Raw genomic sequence first — 17,474 nt, 5'->3', positions numbered from 1 at the left:
GCCTCACTGCCCCTTCAAGATCATAGGTAATCCCGCCGTAACCAACACGACCTCATCGGCTAACTTTGCGATGGCCTGATGCAACCACCCTGCCTCATCAACAAAGCGGCGACTTAAAGGATCACCTGGCACTACGCCTGTACCCACTTCATTGGAAATTAATATTATCTTTCCCGGTAACGTCGATAGCACACGTAAAAAATCGGCTTTAATTTGCGACCAATCGCTACTGGGATTAAGCAGGTGATTAGTCAACCACAGGGTTAAACAATCGACCAAGATAACTCGATCGTCTTTAGCCTGCTTAGTTAAACACTGGCTCAAGTCTAGTGGACACTCGAAAGTTTTCCACGCCAGCGCAGCTCGCTCTATTTTATGACGCGCAATACGGCAAGCCATCTCATCATCAAACGCCTCGGCCGTTGCCACAAACAGACACTCATCGCCCTTGGCGACGTAATTGGCAGCAAGCTCGAGGCCATAGCTAGATTTACCGCTACGCGCACCGCCTAAAATAAAATGGATCATGACGCTAGCGCCAAAATAAACAGATACACCGAGAGTTCACTCACCTGCTGCGCGGCCCCTAAAGTATCACCGGTATAACCACCGATTTGCCGCCTAAAGCCCCAAATTAACAAGTAGCGCAGCACCAGCAACAAGGCGCACAGCCCTAGCGCCGCAGTGATCCTGCTAATCCAAAGGGCTAGCGCTCCTGTTATCAACAAAATAGCGAGTTCATTTATGGTTTGTGATTGAGCTAAAGGTTTGCTTTTACTGCTGGCATCTTCACGGACATAGGGTTCGGAAAAAATCAGCGATGCCGCCAGCACGCGACTCAAACAGTGAGATACGATAAGCGCACTCACCACTAAATGTGGCGCATATAACGCTATTTCACTGAGCAGTACAAACTTAAGTAGCAGCGCAAAGACCAGCGCCAAGACGCCATAAGTCCCCACACGAGAATCTTTCATGATGGTGAGCTTATCTTGCAACGTCCAGCCACCACCAAAGCCATCGGCGGTATCGGCTAAACCATCTTCATGAAAGCCTCCCGTGGTCAACACACTTGCGATCATAGCCAGTACAATGGCAATGCTACTGGGGAATAACTCGCTGGCGATCACATAGACCAGCGCACTTATGCCACCCACCACTATGCCGACAGCGCCGAAGTAACGACTCGCTTGATTAAGCCGCTCGCTGTTTACCTCAACCCATTTAGGCATAGGGATGCGCGTAAAAAAGCCCATCGCAATAAAAAACAGCTGCAACTCTTTTATCATCATCTTGCTCTCATCATTTGCGTCCACACGTTAAACCTTCAAGCCCTATTCCCCTCAAGCTATCAAACCTGCCAGCCTCAAATCTCAATCGACAAATCTTGTAAGCTAGCCATCTCGTTGTAAAAAGCCGCCGCAGCACGCACTAAAGGCAGGGCGAGTGCCGCACCAGAGCCTTCACCGAGACGCATGGATAACTTAAGCAGTGGCTTGGCCTGCAGATGGGTGAGCATTAACTGATGGCCACGTTCATCGGATTGATGGGCAAAAATCATATAATCTCGAGCGGCAGGCGCTATGCTTGTCGCCACCAAAGCGGCCGCCGTGGCGATAAAGCCATCGACGAGTATCAACATCTGATGCTCCGCCGCAGCCAACATAGCCCCGGTCATTTGTACAATTTCATAGCCACCAAGGGCCGCCAAAACAAGATAAGGATCAGATAATTGGTCGCGATGCAGATAAAGCGCCTGCTCAATTAACATCTGTTTACGGGCAAGGGTTGCCGAATCAATACCTGTGCCGCGTCCAACACAATCGGCCACGTCTAGCTTTAAGATAGCGGCCATAATGGCCGCCGCAGAAGAAGTGTTGCCTATACCCATCTCGCCAAACGCAATAAGATTAGTACCATTGTTATGATGAAAAGTGACGCGTTCGAAGGCCATAGCAAAACCTTGTTTTACCGCCCCTAAGGTCATCGCACTCTCTCGATGAAACGCATTTGTTCCAGCTCCGAGCCTGTGATTAATGAGGCGTTCGTCGCTTTCAATAGGAGTCGCAATACCGCAATCTATCACCTCCATATCGAAACCCGACTGAGCACAAAAAACGTTAATGGCTGCGCCGCCATTGAGAAAATTCTGTACCATCTGCGTCGTCACTGCACTCGGCGCAATTGACACACCAGAAGCCGCAATCCCATGATCGCCAGCAAACACCAGCAACTTAGGATTATTAATCGATGGTGACGTTTTTCCCAACACTTGCGCTATCTGCAGCGCTAATGGCTCAAGCTCTCCCAATGCCCCCAGGGGTTTAGTTTTGCCGTCTATTTGGGCTTGAATCGCTTGATCAAACTCATGACTCACTGGCGTTATAGTAAACATCTCTTTCATCTTACTGCGTCCTCACCTTACTGCACGAGAAACCGATACGAAGCCTATCCACGTCGCTTGGTGGCTAAAATAAATAAAAAGAACAAGCTACCAATAACGGCAGTGATAATGCCGATTGGCAATTCTTGATAACTCAGCAGGCATCTGGCCAACACATCTATCCAGATCATAAACAGGCCGCCAACCAAGCCTGTGGTCAACAAGGCAAACCTTCCAGGCAACAATAGCCGCACCATATGGGGGATCATCAAACCCACAAAACCGATACCGCCGCAATTGGCCACCAGCACGGCGGTAATTAAAGAGCAAAGCAGCAACATACCTAGGCGCAACCCCTGTACATTAATACCTAAAGTATGCGCGGTCTCATCACCGGCCTTCATGGCTAAGATCTGGCGTTTAGAGAGCAAGATGATTGCCGTGGCTAAACCTATCACCACAAAAGGCAAACTAAGCCCTGCCCAGCTTGCCTTAGCAAAACTCCCCAGACTCCAAAACAGCACAGAAGCCGCCGCTTGAGGACCGGAGAAATAGAGCAACAGACTGGTCAGTGCGCCAAACATAAATGATACCGCCACTCCAGAAAGCAACATGCGCTCGATCTGAGTGCTCATGGCTCGGCCGCACAGTGCCAGTACCATCAACACAGAAAGCGCCGCACCAATAAACGCACCAATGGGCAAGCTAATGCTATTTATCAATGAGCTAGGCAGTGTGCCCGACATCGCATTTGAGTTACCAAGTAGGGTGATCACCAATACCGCACCAAACGAAGCCCCAGAAGAGATCCCAAATAAATAGGGATCGGCAAGCGGGTTACGGGTAACGGTTTGCAATACTGCGCCAGCGATCGCCAGACCAAAGCCCGCGATAAAGGCCAGCAGAATACGAGGCAATCGTAGTTCCATCACAATCCGTGAGGTTACAGTGCCACTAGACTCACCATTTATCCCCCCTAATATGGCATCAATAACTTGTTTTACCCCTATATCGGCCGCGCCAAAACTGGCCGCTAAAATGGGGGTTAACAGAGAAAAGAGGACAATCAATACCACAAACAACATGACTCGCTTTAGCTTATTTGTGCCCAAGGAGCCTCGTATTACCTCGGTGATCATTTAACCTTGTCCCCTTTCAGATCGCGCGGTCCCAAATATCTGCTATTGGCAGGGTTAGCTTCTATGGATGAGCCACAGGCCGCGCCACCTTGATCGCCTAGATGGCGATAACCGTAAAAATAATTAATCTGCGGATTGCCATGTTGTGGATGAGGCAATACCTGACAGCATACGCCAAAAACCTCGCCAATCTGCTGCTCGGTCAGCACCTCTGCGGGCGAGCCTTGGATCACCGCTCTGCCTCGATTAAGCAGCAATAATTGATCACATAAGGCACTGGCTAAATTCAGATCGTGAATAGAGATCACCACGGTAATATCTAACGAGCGCAGTAGTTCTAAGATCTGGATTTGGTAACGAATATCAAGGTGATTTGTTGGCTCATCAAGGATCAATAATTTAGGTTTCTGGACGATGGCACGAGCGATCAATGCCCGTTGTTTCTCACCGCCCGAAAGTTGCTCATAGGATTGATTAGCCAGCTCATTCAGACCGACAGTTGCAAGCGCATGACGTACCTGCACCTTATCTTGCTCACTTGTGAAGGAGAATGCGCCTTTATGGGGCGTGAGCCCTAAGGTCACCAATTGCGCCGTCGTCATATCGAAATGATGGGGGGTATCTTGTAAAACGACAGCCACTTGCCGTGCAAATTCCTTAGCGGATAGCTCACTCGCAGGATGACCAAATAAGCAGATATCGCCTCGACTAGGGGTCAAATAGCGATAGAGGCAACGCAATAGGGTCGATTTACCCGCACCATTAGGACCGATAATCCCAAGCATTTTACCTTGAGACAGCTGCACACTGACATCAGACAAAATTTGGCGTTCGCCGCTGTGCCAGCATATGCCTTTAGCGGATAAGGCGGTAACGTCTTTAGTCACAAACACCTACCCAAGGTGCGGCCTTAATGCACAGGTATCGCGCGGCAAAAGATAAAGACAGGGCAACCGCCCCAAATGTAATGGTCATGAGTAGCTCCCTCAAGTCACCCGCTTGAGTCATAAGGCTATAAAGTAAGGCAGGTATCCTGACTCGTGGTTAACCTAAGGTACTCGCCTTATTTAACACACTCACAGTTGCGGGCACAGTTTGGGCTTATGGCTGATCGCCTTCCCAATTCCCTATTAAGTTTAAGTTACTCGACTCATGACTAGAGACGAATCTCAACACCTTACTCTCGGCATCTTCGCTACTGAAATTTCGCTATTGAAAGACACCTAAAAATTGTTGGTTATTATGCGGTATTTCAAGCAAGAGACAAGCACTAGCTATCGCGACATCAAACCAGCACTGACACTTATCGCTTATCTTCTATGATTCAGCCCCAATGCAGTCGCCAAAAACCCTTGCCATCCTCATCTCTATAATGAGTAATTTTCACCACACTGGCATACTCAAGGCTCAATTGCGTATAAAAGCCTACTGCCTTGATCACCCCTAGCGCCTTAGCCATTAAATAACGAATAACACCACCATGGGTAATAAGTAGCAGCTTCTCGCCACTATAAAGACTGACCAGCTCATCCACCAACCCATCGAGACGTTGCTCAAAGGCTGACATGGCTTCAGCTTCAGGTAAAGGGAACCGCCAAGGATCCTGCCAATAAGCCGTTAACTCTTGGCCGTGATCTTCATGTAAAGTGGGAATTTCAAGGCCATCCCAACGGCCAAAGTAGATCTCCTTTAAACGTTCATCAAAGCTGATGCTCATTCGCCGCTTGCTGGCGATATGTTCAGCAAAGGCGGCACAACGGATTAAAGGCGAACTCATTACTCTGTCAACGGCTTCGGGTAGCTTCGCATAAGCCAATTGCATCTGCGCAAAACCGATTTCGGTCAGCTGAATATCGCAATGGCCCCGCAGCAGATTTCCACCTTCACATTCGCCATGACGCATCAAATACAGCGTTGTTTGAGTCATATAAAACAGCATCGACTAGCTTGAGTGTAATACTTGAGGAGGATACTCTTAACCGATAATACATTGCAATAAATGATGATTCAGCTTTTAGTAATTTACAAAAATCCATTGCCATATCCATTTAATCAATTGCATCGCTACAGTCTCTTCACTGCCTAAATAACGAATAACATAGCTAGGTTATGAGTCCACAAAGGTTATACTATTTTGACTTGCCCTAAGCGCTATAAGTCGATTAGTATAGGCAAGAAGTATAGACGTCTATACGTTTATACTTCCGAGTGAACATAGCAAGCGTTATCGTACCCTGAATGACACTGCATTAACCTCATAACGATGGTTTCCCTGCAATGACGTAGTTAGAAGTTAGTAAAAATAGGTAAAACTTTATGGCGACCCATACCCCTGTTAATCATGTAAGACAGATAGCACCGCAGATCATCGAGCAACTCAAATCGCAGATCTTGATCCTCGACGGCGCAATGGGCACCATGATCCAAGAGCATAAGCTTGAGGAAGCAGCCTTTCGCGGCGAGCGCTTTAAAGATTGGCCCTGCGATGTTAAAGGCAATAACGATCTGCTCGTACTGACTCAACCAGCCATTATCAAAGATATCCATAAACAATACCTGCTCGCTGGTGCCGATATCATCGAGACGAATACCTTTAACGCCACTCGTATCGCCATGGCTGACTACGAGATGCAGGAACTGTCCGCCGAAATCAATCTTGAAGGTGCACGTCTTGCCCGCGCCGCCGCAGATGAGGTCAGCGCAGAAACAGGTCGTGCTTGTTATGTTGCCGGGGTTCTTGGCCCCACCAACCGCACCTGTTCAATTAGCCCTGATGTCAACGATCCTGGTTATCGCAATGTCAGCTTCGATCAGCTGGTTGAAGCCTACCGCGAATCGATTGAAGCGCTCATCGAGGGCGGCGCCGACATCATCATGGTGGAAACCATCTTCGACACCCTCAATGCCAAAGCCGCGCTGTTTGCCGTTGAAAGTATTTTCGATGAGATAGGTCAGCGTTTACCTATTATGATTTCAGGCACCATTACCGATGCCTCCGGTCGCACCCTAACCGGACAAACCACCGAAGCCTTTTACAACTCGCTACGTCATGTTAAGCCACTGTCGATTGGCCTTAACTGCGCCCTTGGCCCACAAGAGCTACGTCCCTACGTTGAAGAGTTGTCAAAAATTGCCGAATGTTACGTATCGGCGCATCCTAATGCCGGACTCCCTAATGAATTTGGTGGCTACGATGAAACCCCAGAGGAGATGGCCGAGGTTATCGGTGAATGGGCACAAGAAGGCTTTCTCAATATCATTGGTGGATGCTGCGGCACAACCCCTGCGCATATTAACGCCATTCGCCAAGCGGTGATTGCACATCAAACCCGTGAATTACCGACTATTCCCGTCGCCTGTCGTCTATCGGGTTTAGAGCCACTCACCATAGATGAAAACTCACTGTTTCTAAACGTCGGTGAACGTACCAACGTGACGGGTTCGGCCAAATTTTTACGCCTGATTAAAACTGGAGAATATGAAGAGGCGCTGTCAGTTGCCCGCGAACAGGTAGAAAACGGTGCCCAGATCATCGATATCAATATGGATGAAGGCATGCTCGATGGCGTCGAGGTAATGCAAAAATTCCTTAACCTTATCGCCTCCGAGCCCGATATCAGCCGAGTGCCGATCATGATCGACTCCTCCAAATGGGAGGTGATTGAAGCAGGCCTGAAATGCATTCAAGGTAAAGGTATCGTTAACTCCATCTCCCTCAAAGAGGGCGAAGAGAAGTTTATCGAGCAGGCCACCTTAGTGAAACGCTACGGCGCTGCCGCCATTATCATGGCGTTCGATGAAGTCGGCCAAGCCGATACCAAGGCGCGTAAAATCGAGATCTGCACCCGCGCCTATCGCGTATTAGTCGATAAGGTGGGCTTCCCACCTGAAGATATTATTTTCGATCCCAACATTTTCGCCATCGCCACAGGCATTGACGAGCATGACAACTACGCCGTTGACTTTATTGAAGCTACGGCCGAGATAAAACGCACTCTGCCACACGCGATGATCTCCGGCGGTGTATCGAACGTGTCGTTCTCATTTCGCGGTAACAACCCAGTGCGGGAGGCGATTCATGCGGTATTCCTCTACCATGCGATTCAAGCCGGCATGGACATGGGTATCGTCAACGCGGGGCAGTTAGCGATTTATGACGATATCGACAGCGAGCTAAAAGCGCGTGTCGAAGCCGTGGTGCAAAACTTACCTTGCCCAGTTGCAGATTCGAGCAATACAGAGCAGCTGCTGGAGATCGCCGAGAAGTTTCGCGGTGATGGCAGTCAAGTTGCTAAGAAAGAAGATTTAGAGTGGCGCAGCTGGGAAGTGAGCAAGCGTCTTGCCCATGCCCTAGTGAAAGGCATTACCGACTTTATCGATGAAGACACCGAAGAAGCCAGACAGCAGGCCACTCGGCCGCTGGATGTAATTGAAGGGCCGCTCATGGATGGCATGAACGTGGTCGGCGACCTCTTTGGCTCGGGTAAGATGTTCCTCCCCCAAGTGGTCAAATCGGCACGGGTAATGAAAAAAGCGGTCGCCTATTTGAACCCCTATATCGAACTAGAAAAAGTCGAAGGTCAGTCTAACGGTAAAATTCTGATGGTCACCGTAAAAGGTGACGTACACGATATCGGTAAGAACATCGTTGGTGTGGTGCTGGCCTGTAATGGCTACGAGGTGATCGATCTAGGGGTGATGGTACCCGTGGAGAAGATCATCGAAGTCGCCAAGGCAGAAAATGTCGATATCATCGGCATGTCAGGCTTAATCACCCCAAGTCTCGATGAGATGGTGCATAACGTTAAAGCCTTCCATAAGGCGGGGCTTACCATCCCCTCGATCATTGGCGGCGCGACCTGCTCGAAAATTCATACCGCAGTTAAAATTGCGCCCCACGCCCCAACAGGTGCTATCTATATTGCCGACGCCTCACGCGCCGTGCCTATGGTGTCGAAACTGATCAGCAATGAGACGCGCCAAGCCACCATCGATGCCGCCTATGATGAATATCAGGTGATGCGCGACAAGCGTAACTCGCAGGAGAAACGTAAGCAGATCATCCCGATTTCCGCCGCGCGCGATAACCGTTGCCAGCACGATTGGGCCAATTACACCCCATTTGTGCCTAACCAACTCGGGCGTCAGGTGTTCGATGACTACCCACTGGAAGACTTAGTCGAGCGTATCGACTGGACCCCATTTTTCCGCAGTTGGGAGCTGCATGGCCATTTCCCAAAAATCTTGGAAGACAAGGTGGTCGGTGAAGAAGCCCGTAAACTATACGCCGATGGCAAAGCCATGCTTCAACAGATCATCGACGAAAAATGGCTTACCGCCAAGGCGGTTATCGGCCTGTTCCCTGCCAATACCGTAAACCATGACGATATTGAGCTCTACACAGATGAAAGCCGCAGTGAACTTGAATTAACCACTCATCATCTGCGGATGCAGATAGAACGTGTGGGCAACGATAACTTCTGTCTGGCTGACTTTGTCGCCCCCAAAGACTCAGGCGTTGCCGATTACATGGGCGGTTTCGCTGTCACCGCAGGTCATGGCATCGACGAACATGTTGCCCGTTTCGAAGCCAACCACGATGACTACAACGCCATCATGCTCAAATGTTTAGCCGACCGTTTAGCCGAAGCGTTTGCCGAGCGGATGCATGAGCGTGTCCGTAAAGAGTTTTGGGGCTACGCCGCAGATGAAGATCTCGATAACACGGCACTGATTCGCGAAAAATACAAAGGCATTCGCCCAGCACCGGGTTATCCCGCCTGCCCAGATCACACCGAAAAGGGCTTACTGTGGGACTTGCTTAAGCCAGATGAAACCATTGGGCTTAATATCACCGAAAGCTACGCCATGTTCCCCACCGCCGCGGTATCGGGTTGGTACTTCGCGCACCCGCAATCACGCTACTTTGGCGTGACTAATATTGGCCGTGATCAGGTAGAAGATTACGCCGCACGTAAAGGAATGAGTATCGAGGAAACCGAGCGCTGGCTAGCACCAGTATTGGATTATGACCCAGAGTAGGAATTGATTCAGTAATCAGAATCGACCTTACGCTAACGCGGTTTTGCGTCGGTCTTACGACTTTCCTAGGTCGTAAGACCGCATCGCAAAATAGTAACAGTAAGCCCCATAACTTATGCTCCAAACTAATACAAAATTAATATCCACCATCTACAATAGACACGCACTGACGAACTAATTTAAAAACCAATTCAATAGTCTAATGTAAACCAGACGATCAAGTAGAAGGAGATCCACTCGTGAAGAAAGTAGGGATTCTATTAATCTGCCTGCTGATGCCCTTTGCTACGGCATTTGCACAAACCACTAAACCGCTTTCAGTCGATGTACTGTGGCAACTCAAACGTATTGGTAGCCCAATTATCTCATCGCAGGGTGACTATATTGTTGCACCAGTAACTCAATATGATGTCCCTGAAGATAAAGGTTCAACCCAGTTATGGCTGTTCGCTAAGGATGGGGCGAGCCAGCGCGCGATTACCGCCGAAGGAATGAGGGTCAGCGAGCCACTATTTTCTCCCGATGGCAAAACCTTAGCCTTTGTTAGTAAGCGCGACAAAGATGAAGATGGGCAAATTTATCTATTGCCAATGGATGCGCCCGGTGAAGCCCAGCGACTAACGAATGTCCCTGGTGGCGTTTATGGCATCAAGTGGGTCGGTGAACATCTCTATTTCATTAGCCGTATTTATCCTGGTAAAAACTGGGATGAAATGACGAAACAGTTAAAGGCAGACAAAGATTCGAAGGTCTCTGCCCATCAATGGAATGCCCTGCCCTATTCAAGCTTCGATCATTGGATTGAAGAGGAACGCCAAGCCCATATCTTCCGTATTCCAGCCAAGGGCGGCGATATAGAAGCTGTAACCCAGCCGCTAAAAATCGAATTACCTCGCTCTTCCCAAGGGGCTGACAGCTATGATATCGACCCAAGTGAAACCTGGGTGGCGTTTAACGCTAACGGCTGGGAAGCCGACCTTAAGACTCGCCAGGTCGATCCTAAGATTGATATCTTTTTGGCCGCAATTGGCAGTGATAAAGCGGTAAATCTGACCAAAGATAACCAAGCGCCCGACAGCAATCCCTCATTTAGCCCAGATGGCAAAACCTTGGCCTTTACTCGCCAACTCATTCCTGGCTTCTATGCCGACAAGTCACGCCTGATGCTACTCGATCTAAAAACACATAGTGAACGAGAGCTTGCCAAAGAGTGGGATCGCTCTGTATCAAGCTTTAGTTGGACGCCTGATAGTAAAGGGTTTTATGCCGCCATTGATGATGCCGCCACCAGACGGATTTATCACATCAATGCCAAAAATGGCAAAGTAAAACCTATCACTAAGGCCACCAATTTTGGCCAGCCAGCTATTGCTAAAGACGGTACCTTAGTCGCGACTAACGATAGCTTCCTCTATCCTGCCCGTGTTGTCGCGGTAAATCCCAAAAATGGTAAGACTTCGCGTTTAGACTCATTTAACGATGATGTGCTGGCCGATGTTGATATGGGCACCTACGAGTCGGTCACCTACAAAGGCTACCAAGGTGATGATATTCAGATGTGGGTGCACTATCCTCCAGGATTTGATCGCAGCAAGCAGTATCCGTTGATGATGCTGATCCACGGTGGTCCTCACAATGGTATCTCTGACGGATTTCACTTCCGCTGGAATGCACAAACCTTTGCTTCTTGGGGTTATGTTACCGCTTGGCCTAACTTCCATGGTTCGAGTGGTTTTGGACAAGAGTTTGCCGACAGCATCAACCCCGACTGGAAAAATAAGTCACTGGAAGATGTGTTAAAAGCCGCCGATTGGTTTAAACAAAAACCGTGGATCGATGGCGATCGCATGGTCGCTGGCGGTGGCAGTTACGGTGGTTACTTATCCTCAATCATCTTGGGCCAAGAAAACCCCTTCAAAGCCCTGTTAATTCATGCTGCGGTTTACAACATGTACTCGCAAATGTCGGCTGACTTTGCGGTCCATAGCACTCGTTTCGGCTACTACTGGGAAAAACCTGAGATCTATCAGTCCATCTCACCGCACTACTTTGCAGGCAACTTTAATACGCCGACACTGATCATCCATGGGCAATTGGATTACCGCGTTCCCGTAGGTCAAGGCTTTGAGCTATTCCGCACCTTACAGAGTCGCGGTGTCGAATCACGGATGATCTATTTCCCCGATGAAAACCACTGGATCTTGAAGCCTAATAACTCTATCTATTGGTATAACCAAGTTAAAGATTGGATGACCCACTACGCCGAGCCAGGTGGGCGCTAAACATCAACAAGACTCAGGCTTAACCGCTTGTCGATAAAATCTGAAGAGGCTACCGAATAAGGTAGCCTTTTTCATTTATTAACCTCAGCACTTGCTGCTAGCAGGCGCTTTTAGCATCACAGATTATGACTGATATTTAGGGCATAATAAGTCAATGTAAAACCATAGAAGTGAGTCCGCATGATACTAATTACTGGCGCAAGCAGCGGCTTAGGGGCGGCATTAGCCAAGCTTTATGCCGATGAGAACCAAGACGTGACTATTACTGGTCGCGACCAAATCCGCCTCCAGCAAGTCAGTGACGCATCAAATAAGATACAAAGCATCGCCGCCGATCTCAGTGATGAATCGAGCGTCTCGGCGCTGCTGGATCAGTTGCCCCATAGACCCGGCAGTGTTATTCACTGCGCTGGCAGTGGTTATTTTGGCCCCATCGAAACACAGCAAGTCACTGAGATAAATAAGTTACTGGAGAATAATGTCACCTCCACCATACTGCTAGTGCGTGAACTCGTTAAACGCTATAAAGATCAGAAGATCAATGTGGTGGTAGTGATGTCTACCGCGGCCTTAGCCGCCAAAGCGGGCGAATCGACCTATTGTGCGGCTAAGTGGGCGGTGCGCGGCTTTATTGAATCGGTACGTTTAGAGCTTAAAAATAGTCCGATGAAACTCATCGCCGTGTACCCCGGCGGCATGGATACCGGTTTTTGGCCGAGCAGCGGTAAGACACTGGATACCTCTAGTTTTATGTCGGCCGAGGAAGCGGCGGGGATGTTAAAACAAGCTGTGACGGCAAGTGAACATGGTTATATCTCAGATATCACCATTCAAAGGGGCTAGCGGTATAGCTAAAAACAGAAACTAAAAAGCAGAGCTAGCGCCATCACGCAATGACGGCACACTCTGCCTTTTGTTAATTTCAACTGCCTCAGTAACGACTGCTAAACTGAACTATTGCTTAGCTAATTGTTATTTAACTTGTATCTGGGTTAGTTAAGTACCGCAATAACTGACAAATGGACCAAAGCTCGCGGGGGCTGGCTTTGCGTAATCCTCTGCCCCCGATTGCGCAGTGTATGGGTTAGCTAACACACGAACCAGCTGTTCGAACGGCTGATAATCACCATGCTGCTCGGCGGCCTCGATCGCCTGCTCCACCAAATGGTTACGGGCAATGTAGAGTGGATTGACCTGATTCATCATCTTGACGCTATCGAGCGTGGATATCGACTCCTTCGCTAGGCGCGTTAACCACAATTGACGCCATTGATTAAAGTTAGTGCTATCGCTGAAGAGCTGTTCGCTGTCATTGCGACCGGTTTCTAGATCACTGGCCAGCTGACGAAACAGCAAGGTAAAATCCACCTTTTGACCCTGCATGGACTCAAGCAGCTGCTCGCCTAACTCAAAATCAGTATCCTCTTCTGTGGTTAAGCCAAGTTTGGCGCGCATCCCCTTAAGCCAGTGGTATTTAAATGGGGTCCAAAAGTCGCTGACAGCTTGGGTCCCTTCGGCTATAGCCAACTCATCATCGGTATTAATCAATGGTAATAAGGTTTCGGCTAGGCGAGCTAAATTCCACTGAGCAATAGCAGCTTGATTGCTGTATTTATAGCGCCCATCTCTATCGATGGAGCTAAATACCGCATTGGCATCATAATCATCGATAAAAGCACAGGGGCCGTAATCTATGGTTTCGCCGCTGATGGTCATATTATCGGTATTCATCACCCCATGGACAAAACCCACCAATAACCAGTTAGCAATCAACTTGGCTTGTCTATCTCGCACCGCGCATAGAAACGCCAGATAAGGCTGCTCACTCTGCAATACCTCAGGGTAATGACGACCAATGGCGTGATCGGCTAATAGCTTAACCTTATCTTGCTCACCTTGAACGGCAAAATACTGAAAAGTCCCCACACGCAGATGACTCGATGCAATCCGAGCAAGCACTGCACCTGGTAGTTGCTGGTTATTGCGTAAAATAGTCTCACCTGTGGTCACCGCTGCCAATGCTCGGGTAGTCGGTATATCAAGGGCGTTCATCGCTTCGCTAACAATATACTCCCTTAGCACCGCACCAATGGTCGCCTTACCGTCACCACCACGAGAAAAACGTGTCGGGCCAGAGCCTTTAAGTTGTAGATCGAAGCGCTGTCCCTGTTTATCTAATACTTCGCCGAGCAATAATGCCCGGCCATCCCCCAGCTGGGGATTAAAGCCGCCAAATTGATGCCCAGCATAAACCTGCGCCAGTGGCGAGGTCCCCAGTGGTGCATTACCTCCCGACAGTGCCAGAGCCAGTTGATCGCTATCGAAATTAGTTAGGCCAAGCTGCTTGGCCAGCGGCTCATTTAACTTGACTAACAGGGGAGCGGGCGCCACGTCTCCGAGACAAGCGACATAAAAACCATCAAGTTCATTGGCGTAGCTGTTATCGAAATTAAGGCCAAGATCGATAGGAGTCTGGGTCATGGTGATATCCGTAGCTGAAAAAGTGAATCGAGAATGCATGTCACTACTTTAGCTTAATTACGCCAAGAAAGAGACTGTAATTTACGGAGATAATATAGGCTCAAACCCTTACAAATAAAGGGGATTTGATAAATTGACAGTCTCAGACGGCGCTAAGGCTTATACCGTCATCTCAGAGTCGAGTGACTCAAGGTTCGAGATCGTCGGAGCAAGCACAAGTCGAGTACCTTGGTTCAAGTAAGTAGTACAAGCGACTCTTAATAGGGAACTAAAATTACTCATCTGTGGGTTTTTAAGTTGCACCTCACCATAGATGCGGGTTAAAAACTCAGCAATAGTCAAATCAGTCTCATCCGCTATCTGTTGTAAAATCTGCCAAAATACCGCCTCTAGGCGAATACTGGTAACCACACCATCGATACGAATAGAACGAGTCTTAAGGGCAAATAGTTCAGGCTCGGCACCGGAATAGATCTCACACATGATTTTCTCCCTGTTTATCACATCAACCTAGCCTGAACTCATTTGTGCTACAAGGCAATTAGACCTTTATCCCCCTTAACTCAACAAGGCGTTAAATTGTGCTAACCATGCAGGATGCGCAGGCCAAGCCGGTGCCGTCACCACGTTGCCATCGGTAATAGCATCCGTTACCGCAATATCACAATATTCACCACCAGCTTGAGTTACTTCAGGCGCGCAAGCTGGGTAAGCAGAAATTCGTTTGCCTTTAATCACGTTAGCGGCCGTTAATATTTGCGCGCCGTGACAAACCGCTGCGATAGGTTTATGACTAGCGGCAAAAGCCTGTACCAGTGCAATGACCGCCCCATTAAGTCGTAAATACTCAGGCGCTCGTCCACCAGGAATTAATAAGCCATCGAAGTCTGCTTCTACAACCTCTGTAAAAGTGCCGTTTAAACTAAAAAGGTGACCCGGTTTTTCAGTGTAGGTTTGGTCTCCCTCAAAGTCATGGATCGCGGTTTTTAGGTTATCTCCCGCTTTCTTGTCAGGACAGACTACAGTCACTTGATGCCCTACCATCTGCAATGCCTGAAACGGCACCATTAACTCATAATCTTCGACAAAATCACCCGCAATAATTAGTACCTTTGCCATCATTCACTCCTTGTCTGTTAATGGGACAAAATACAGTCTAATCCGATCTACTTTACCGATCAAAAACAAGGTGAGGTAATAGCCGATTACTACAAGACGAGTTAGGCTAAATAGGTGGGAAATAGATACGAAAAAGCGCCCGCTGGCGCTTTCAAAAAGAGAGGGTAAAACGATAAACAACGGCCCTTAACGAGTGACTTTCACCTCAGGTTCATTCAGCATTGCGAGTAACGGATTAGTCGCCATCACCTTGGATTTGAGCAGGATACCAATCACTAGACCAGCGATAAAGCCACCAATATGAGCCCAGTAAGCAACGCCCTCACCCGCCATTATTAGTCCAACAATATTAAAGCCTAGCCAGATCCCAAAGAAAGCTAACGGACTGAGTTTCTTCTGATAAACAACAAACATAAAGGTTAGGCTGGCGTGACGGAACCACATCAAATACATACCAAATAATCCGGCAATGGCACCGCTCGCACCGACCATATAAACGCTTGATGCTGGGTCTGCGACAATTTGCGCGCCCGCGGCGGCAAAGCCACACAGTAGATACAGGCCTAAAAACTTGACTCGGCCAAGTGCATCTTCAAGATTGTCTCCGACCACATAGAGGAAATACATATTGCCAGCCAGATGCATCAAATCTCCATGAAGGAACATATGACTCAGCAAAGACCAAGGATGATGCCCCGTAAGTAGATCGCTCGAACGCATGGCAAAGTTGTCAAATACCGTATCTGTGGTGTTGATATCGAAACCATACCCAGCAAAAATTAAAATATTCAGCGCCAGCAAAAGGTAGGTCACTATCGGACGCGATTTTGGCTTGATATTAAATTCGACAGGCATCTGTGATAAAAACTGAAATACCCAAGTTTTCACACTGATGTTAGCATCCAATTCACCCAACAGATGTTTCACCCTAGGGGAGTTAACCACCTTACTGCGTTCGTGCTCATCAATCCAAATGCCACTGCATTGATGACATACGTCGACCTCTATCTGATAACCATCCATCAAATGATAACGCTGCATGTTAAAGTCACACTGCTGGCAAAAACGCAGGGAAATCCCTAAGTGTTGGCCTAAGGTCTCTTCGACTCGCACCGCATCATCACCATTATCGGCTTTCGATAGTGCTGCATTTAGCTCGCCATTTTCAAACCACATACCACCACATTTTTTACAGCTATCAACTTCTTCACCATAAAAATGGTTTACTGTCATTACACCTAGCTCACAGCCAGGACAACTCATTACCATCATTAAATCCCTTTATTAATCAACAAAAATATCGTTACGCTTTAATTCGACGGCCAAAGCGCTATAGTTCGCCTTTAATGCTGGCAAGGTTTTATCACTAACCTCTTGAGTTAACTCTTTAAGCAAACCAGCACCATATTTAACCCCATAGATACGCCCCTCAATCTTGTCGATAATATCGGCTGACTGCATGTAAAAGCGACGGATCTCAGACAGCAAGGCTGGCGGTGTCTCTAAGGTATAGGGTGAATAACGCATGTTTTCCCATACAAAGTTCGACATTACAGGGTGGTGACTTTTTATATCATAAGGCGCATTACTTGAAATAAAATCGGCGTACTCATTGATAATAACCACGTTGTCATTCACTTCATCATACAGAGCCTGACGTAGGTAATAGTTATTTTGCTTATTGGTGAGGTTGTCAAAAGTGATTGCCTGAGATAACCCTTCTTGCGCAGCCAGATAAACCCCGACTATCGTTGCGATGATCATAAAGATCTGACTCACCCAGAAGCTGGTTTTTATTAGCTCACCATTATCGAGCTGAAAACGTTTGGTATGCACTTTATTGGCACTGGCATTTGAATTGATCTCCATATCCTACAGATTCCTTTAATAATACCAATCAGTATAAGAAAGTGATCTACTCAGCGTGTTTTTGGCAACTAATTCAAGGCGAATGGACGATGGAATGGTCACTCCCTTGTGAGGCCGTTCAACGCAGAAGTAGGAAGCCAAAAACACGCCTAACAGGCG

General features: G+C 48.1%; 14 protein-coding genes and 1 riboswitch. Of the genes, 3 read left to right on the top strand and 11 right to left on the bottom strand.

The features are described from left to right. Window positions 1–3: 3 nt before the first annotated feature. From cobU to K0I62_RS03505, 6 genes are all read right to left on the bottom strand, one after another. A complete protein-coding gene (gene cobU, locus K0I62_RS03530) occupies window positions 4–528 on the bottom strand; it encodes a bifunctional adenosylcobinamide kinase/adenosylcobinamide-phosphate guanylyltransferase (protein ID WP_220070151.1) in 525 nt (174 codons plus the stop codon). Continuing rightward, on the bottom strand, window positions 525–1,292 hold the full coding sequence (locus tag K0I62_RS03525) for an adenosylcobinamide-GDP ribazoletransferase (protein WP_220071271.1): 768 nt from the start codon (window positions 1,290–1,292) through the stop codon (window positions 525–527). Before K0I62_RS03525 ends, cobU begins: the two co-directional genes overlap by 4 nt. Before the next feature lie 74 nt (window positions 1,293–1,366). Continuing rightward, window positions 1,367–2,395, bottom strand: a complete 1,029-nt coding sequence (gene cobT, locus K0I62_RS03520; RefSeq protein ID WP_220071270.1) for a nicotinate-nucleotide--dimethylbenzimidazole phosphoribosyltransferase — start codon at window positions 2,393–2,395, stop codon at window positions 1,367–1,369. A gap of 53 nt (window positions 2,396–2,448) precedes the next feature. Continuing rightward, entirely contained in the window at window positions 2,449–3,522 is a 1,074-nt protein-coding gene (locus tag K0I62_RS03515; protein WP_220070150.1) for a FecCD family ABC transporter permease, read from the bottom strand. Further along, complete coding sequence (locus tag K0I62_RS03510) at window positions 3,519–4,409, bottom strand: ABC transporter ATP-binding protein (RefSeq protein WP_258405077.1); 891 nt, start codon at window positions 4,407–4,409, stop codon at window positions 3,519–3,521. The genes K0I62_RS03515 and K0I62_RS03510 overlap by 4 nt, the downstream gene beginning before the upstream one ends. A gap of 130 nt (window positions 4,410–4,539) precedes the next feature. Then, window positions 4,540–4,705, bottom strand: a riboswitch (cobalamin riboswitch). Between the two features lie 141 nt (window positions 4,706–4,846). Further along, window positions 4,847–5,449 carry a histidine phosphatase family protein gene (locus K0I62_RS03505; protein WP_220070149.1) on the bottom strand — a complete coding sequence of 201 codons (603 nt, stop codon included), beginning with the start codon at window positions 5,447–5,449 and terminating at the stop codon, window positions 4,847–4,849. 389 nt (window positions 5,450–5,838) lie between these two features. Here K0I62_RS03505 and metH point away from each other — a divergent pair, with 389 nt between their 5' ends. The 3 genes from metH to K0I62_RS03490 all read left to right on the top strand — a co-directional run bounded on the left by metH (window position 5,839) and on the right by K0I62_RS03490 (window position 12,689). Further along, window positions 5,839–9,564 carry a methionine synthase gene (gene metH / locus K0I62_RS03500; protein WP_220070148.1) on the top strand — a complete coding sequence of 1,242 codons (3,726 nt, stop codon included), beginning with the start codon at window positions 5,839–5,841 and terminating at the stop codon, window positions 9,562–9,564. A gap of 239 nt (window positions 9,565–9,803) precedes the next feature. Next, window positions 9,804–11,846, top strand: a complete 2,043-nt coding sequence (locus K0I62_RS03495; protein ID WP_220070147.1) for a S9 family peptidase — start codon at window positions 9,804–9,806, stop codon at window positions 11,844–11,846. Window positions 11,847–12,026: 180 nt separating this feature from the next. Continuing rightward, window positions 12,027–12,689 carry an SDR family NAD(P)-dependent oxidoreductase gene (locus tag K0I62_RS03490; RefSeq protein WP_220070146.1) on the top strand — a complete coding sequence of 221 codons (663 nt, stop codon included), beginning with the start codon at window positions 12,027–12,029 and terminating at the stop codon, window positions 12,687–12,689. A 153-nt stretch (window positions 12,690–12,842) separates the two neighbouring features. Here the strand turns inward: K0I62_RS03490 and K0I62_RS03485 are convergent, their stop codons facing one another. The 5 genes from K0I62_RS03485 to K0I62_RS03465 form a co-directional block, all read right to left on the bottom strand. Further along, window positions 12,843–14,327, bottom strand: coding sequence for a protein adenylyltransferase SelO (locus K0I62_RS03485; RefSeq protein ID WP_220070145.1), 1,485 nt, complete (start codon window positions 14,325–14,327; stop codon window positions 12,843–12,845). Between the two features lie 159 nt (window positions 14,328–14,486). Beyond that, window positions 14,487–14,810 (bottom strand): ribbon-helix-helix domain-containing protein, encoded by a 324-nt coding sequence (locus K0I62_RS03480; RefSeq protein WP_220070144.1) that lies wholly within the window; start codon window positions 14,808–14,810, stop codon window positions 14,487–14,489. 75 nt (window positions 14,811–14,885) lie between these two features. After that, window positions 14,886–15,446 (bottom strand): DJ-1/PfpI family protein, encoded by a 561-nt coding sequence (locus K0I62_RS03475; protein ID WP_220070143.1) that lies wholly within the window; start codon window positions 15,444–15,446, stop codon window positions 14,886–14,888. A gap of 186 nt (window positions 15,447–15,632) precedes the next feature. Beyond that, entirely contained in the window at window positions 15,633–16,715 is a 1,083-nt protein-coding gene (locus K0I62_RS03470) for a rhomboid family intramembrane serine protease (protein ID WP_220071268.1), read from the bottom strand. Window positions 16,716–16,730: 15 nt separating this feature from the next. Next, on the bottom strand, window positions 16,731–17,315 hold the full coding sequence (locus K0I62_RS03465; protein WP_220070142.1) for a hypothetical protein: 585 nt from the start codon (window positions 17,313–17,315) through the stop codon (window positions 16,731–16,733). Window positions 17,316–17,474: the final 159 nt, after the last annotated feature.

This window comes from Shewanella psychrotolerans, from assembly GCF_019457595.1.
Lineage (GTDB): Bacteria > Pseudomonadota > Gammaproteobacteria > Enterobacterales > Shewanellaceae > Shewanella > Shewanella psychrotolerans.
This window is presented reverse-complemented; position numbering and strand designations above follow the sequence as displayed.

Bases quoted from the DNA above. Each gene is read 5' to 3' on its own strand.
- cobT (WP_220071270.1), bottom strand. From the start codon at position 2,395: ATGTTTACTATAACGCCAGTGAGTCATGAGTTTGATCAAGCGATTCAA.
- K0I62_RS03485 (WP_220070145.1), bottom strand. From the start codon at position 14,327: ATGACCCAGACTCCTATCGATCTTGGCCTTAATTTCGATAACAGCTAC.
- K0I62_RS03515 (WP_220070150.1), bottom strand. From the start codon at position 3,522: ATGATCACCGAGGTAATACGAGGCTCCTTGGGCACAAATAAGCTAAAG.
- cobU (WP_220070151.1), bottom strand. From the start codon at position 528: ATGATCCATTTTATTTTAGGCGGTGCGCGTAGCGGTAAATCTAGCTAT.
- K0I62_RS03480 (WP_220070144.1), bottom strand. From the start codon at position 14,810: ATGTGTGAGATCTATTCCGGTGCCGAGCCTGAACTATTTGCCCTTAAG.
- K0I62_RS03505 (WP_220070149.1), bottom strand. From the start codon at position 5,449: ATGACTCAAACAACGCTGTATTTGATGCGTCATGGCGAATGTGAAGGT.
- K0I62_RS03475 (WP_220070143.1), bottom strand. From the start codon at position 15,446: ATGGCAAAGGTACTAATTATTGCGGGTGATTTTGTCGAAGATTATGAG.
- K0I62_RS03470 (WP_220071268.1), bottom strand. From the start codon at position 16,715: ATGGTAATGAGTTGTCCTGGCTGTGAGCTAGGTGTAATGACAGTAAAC.
- K0I62_RS03490 (WP_220070146.1), top strand. From the start codon at position 12,027: ATGATACTAATTACTGGCGCAAGCAGCGGCTTAGGGGCGGCATTAGCC.
- K0I62_RS03525 (WP_220071271.1), bottom strand. From the start codon at position 1,292: ATGATGATAAAAGAGTTGCAGCTGTTTTTTATTGCGATGGGCTTTTTT.
- K0I62_RS03465 (WP_220070142.1), bottom strand. From the start codon at position 17,315: ATGGAGATCAATTCAAATGCCAGTGCCAATAAAGTGCATACCAAACGT.
- metH (WP_220070148.1), top strand. From the start codon at position 5,839: ATGGCGACCCATACCCCTGTTAATCATGTAAGACAGATAGCACCGCAG.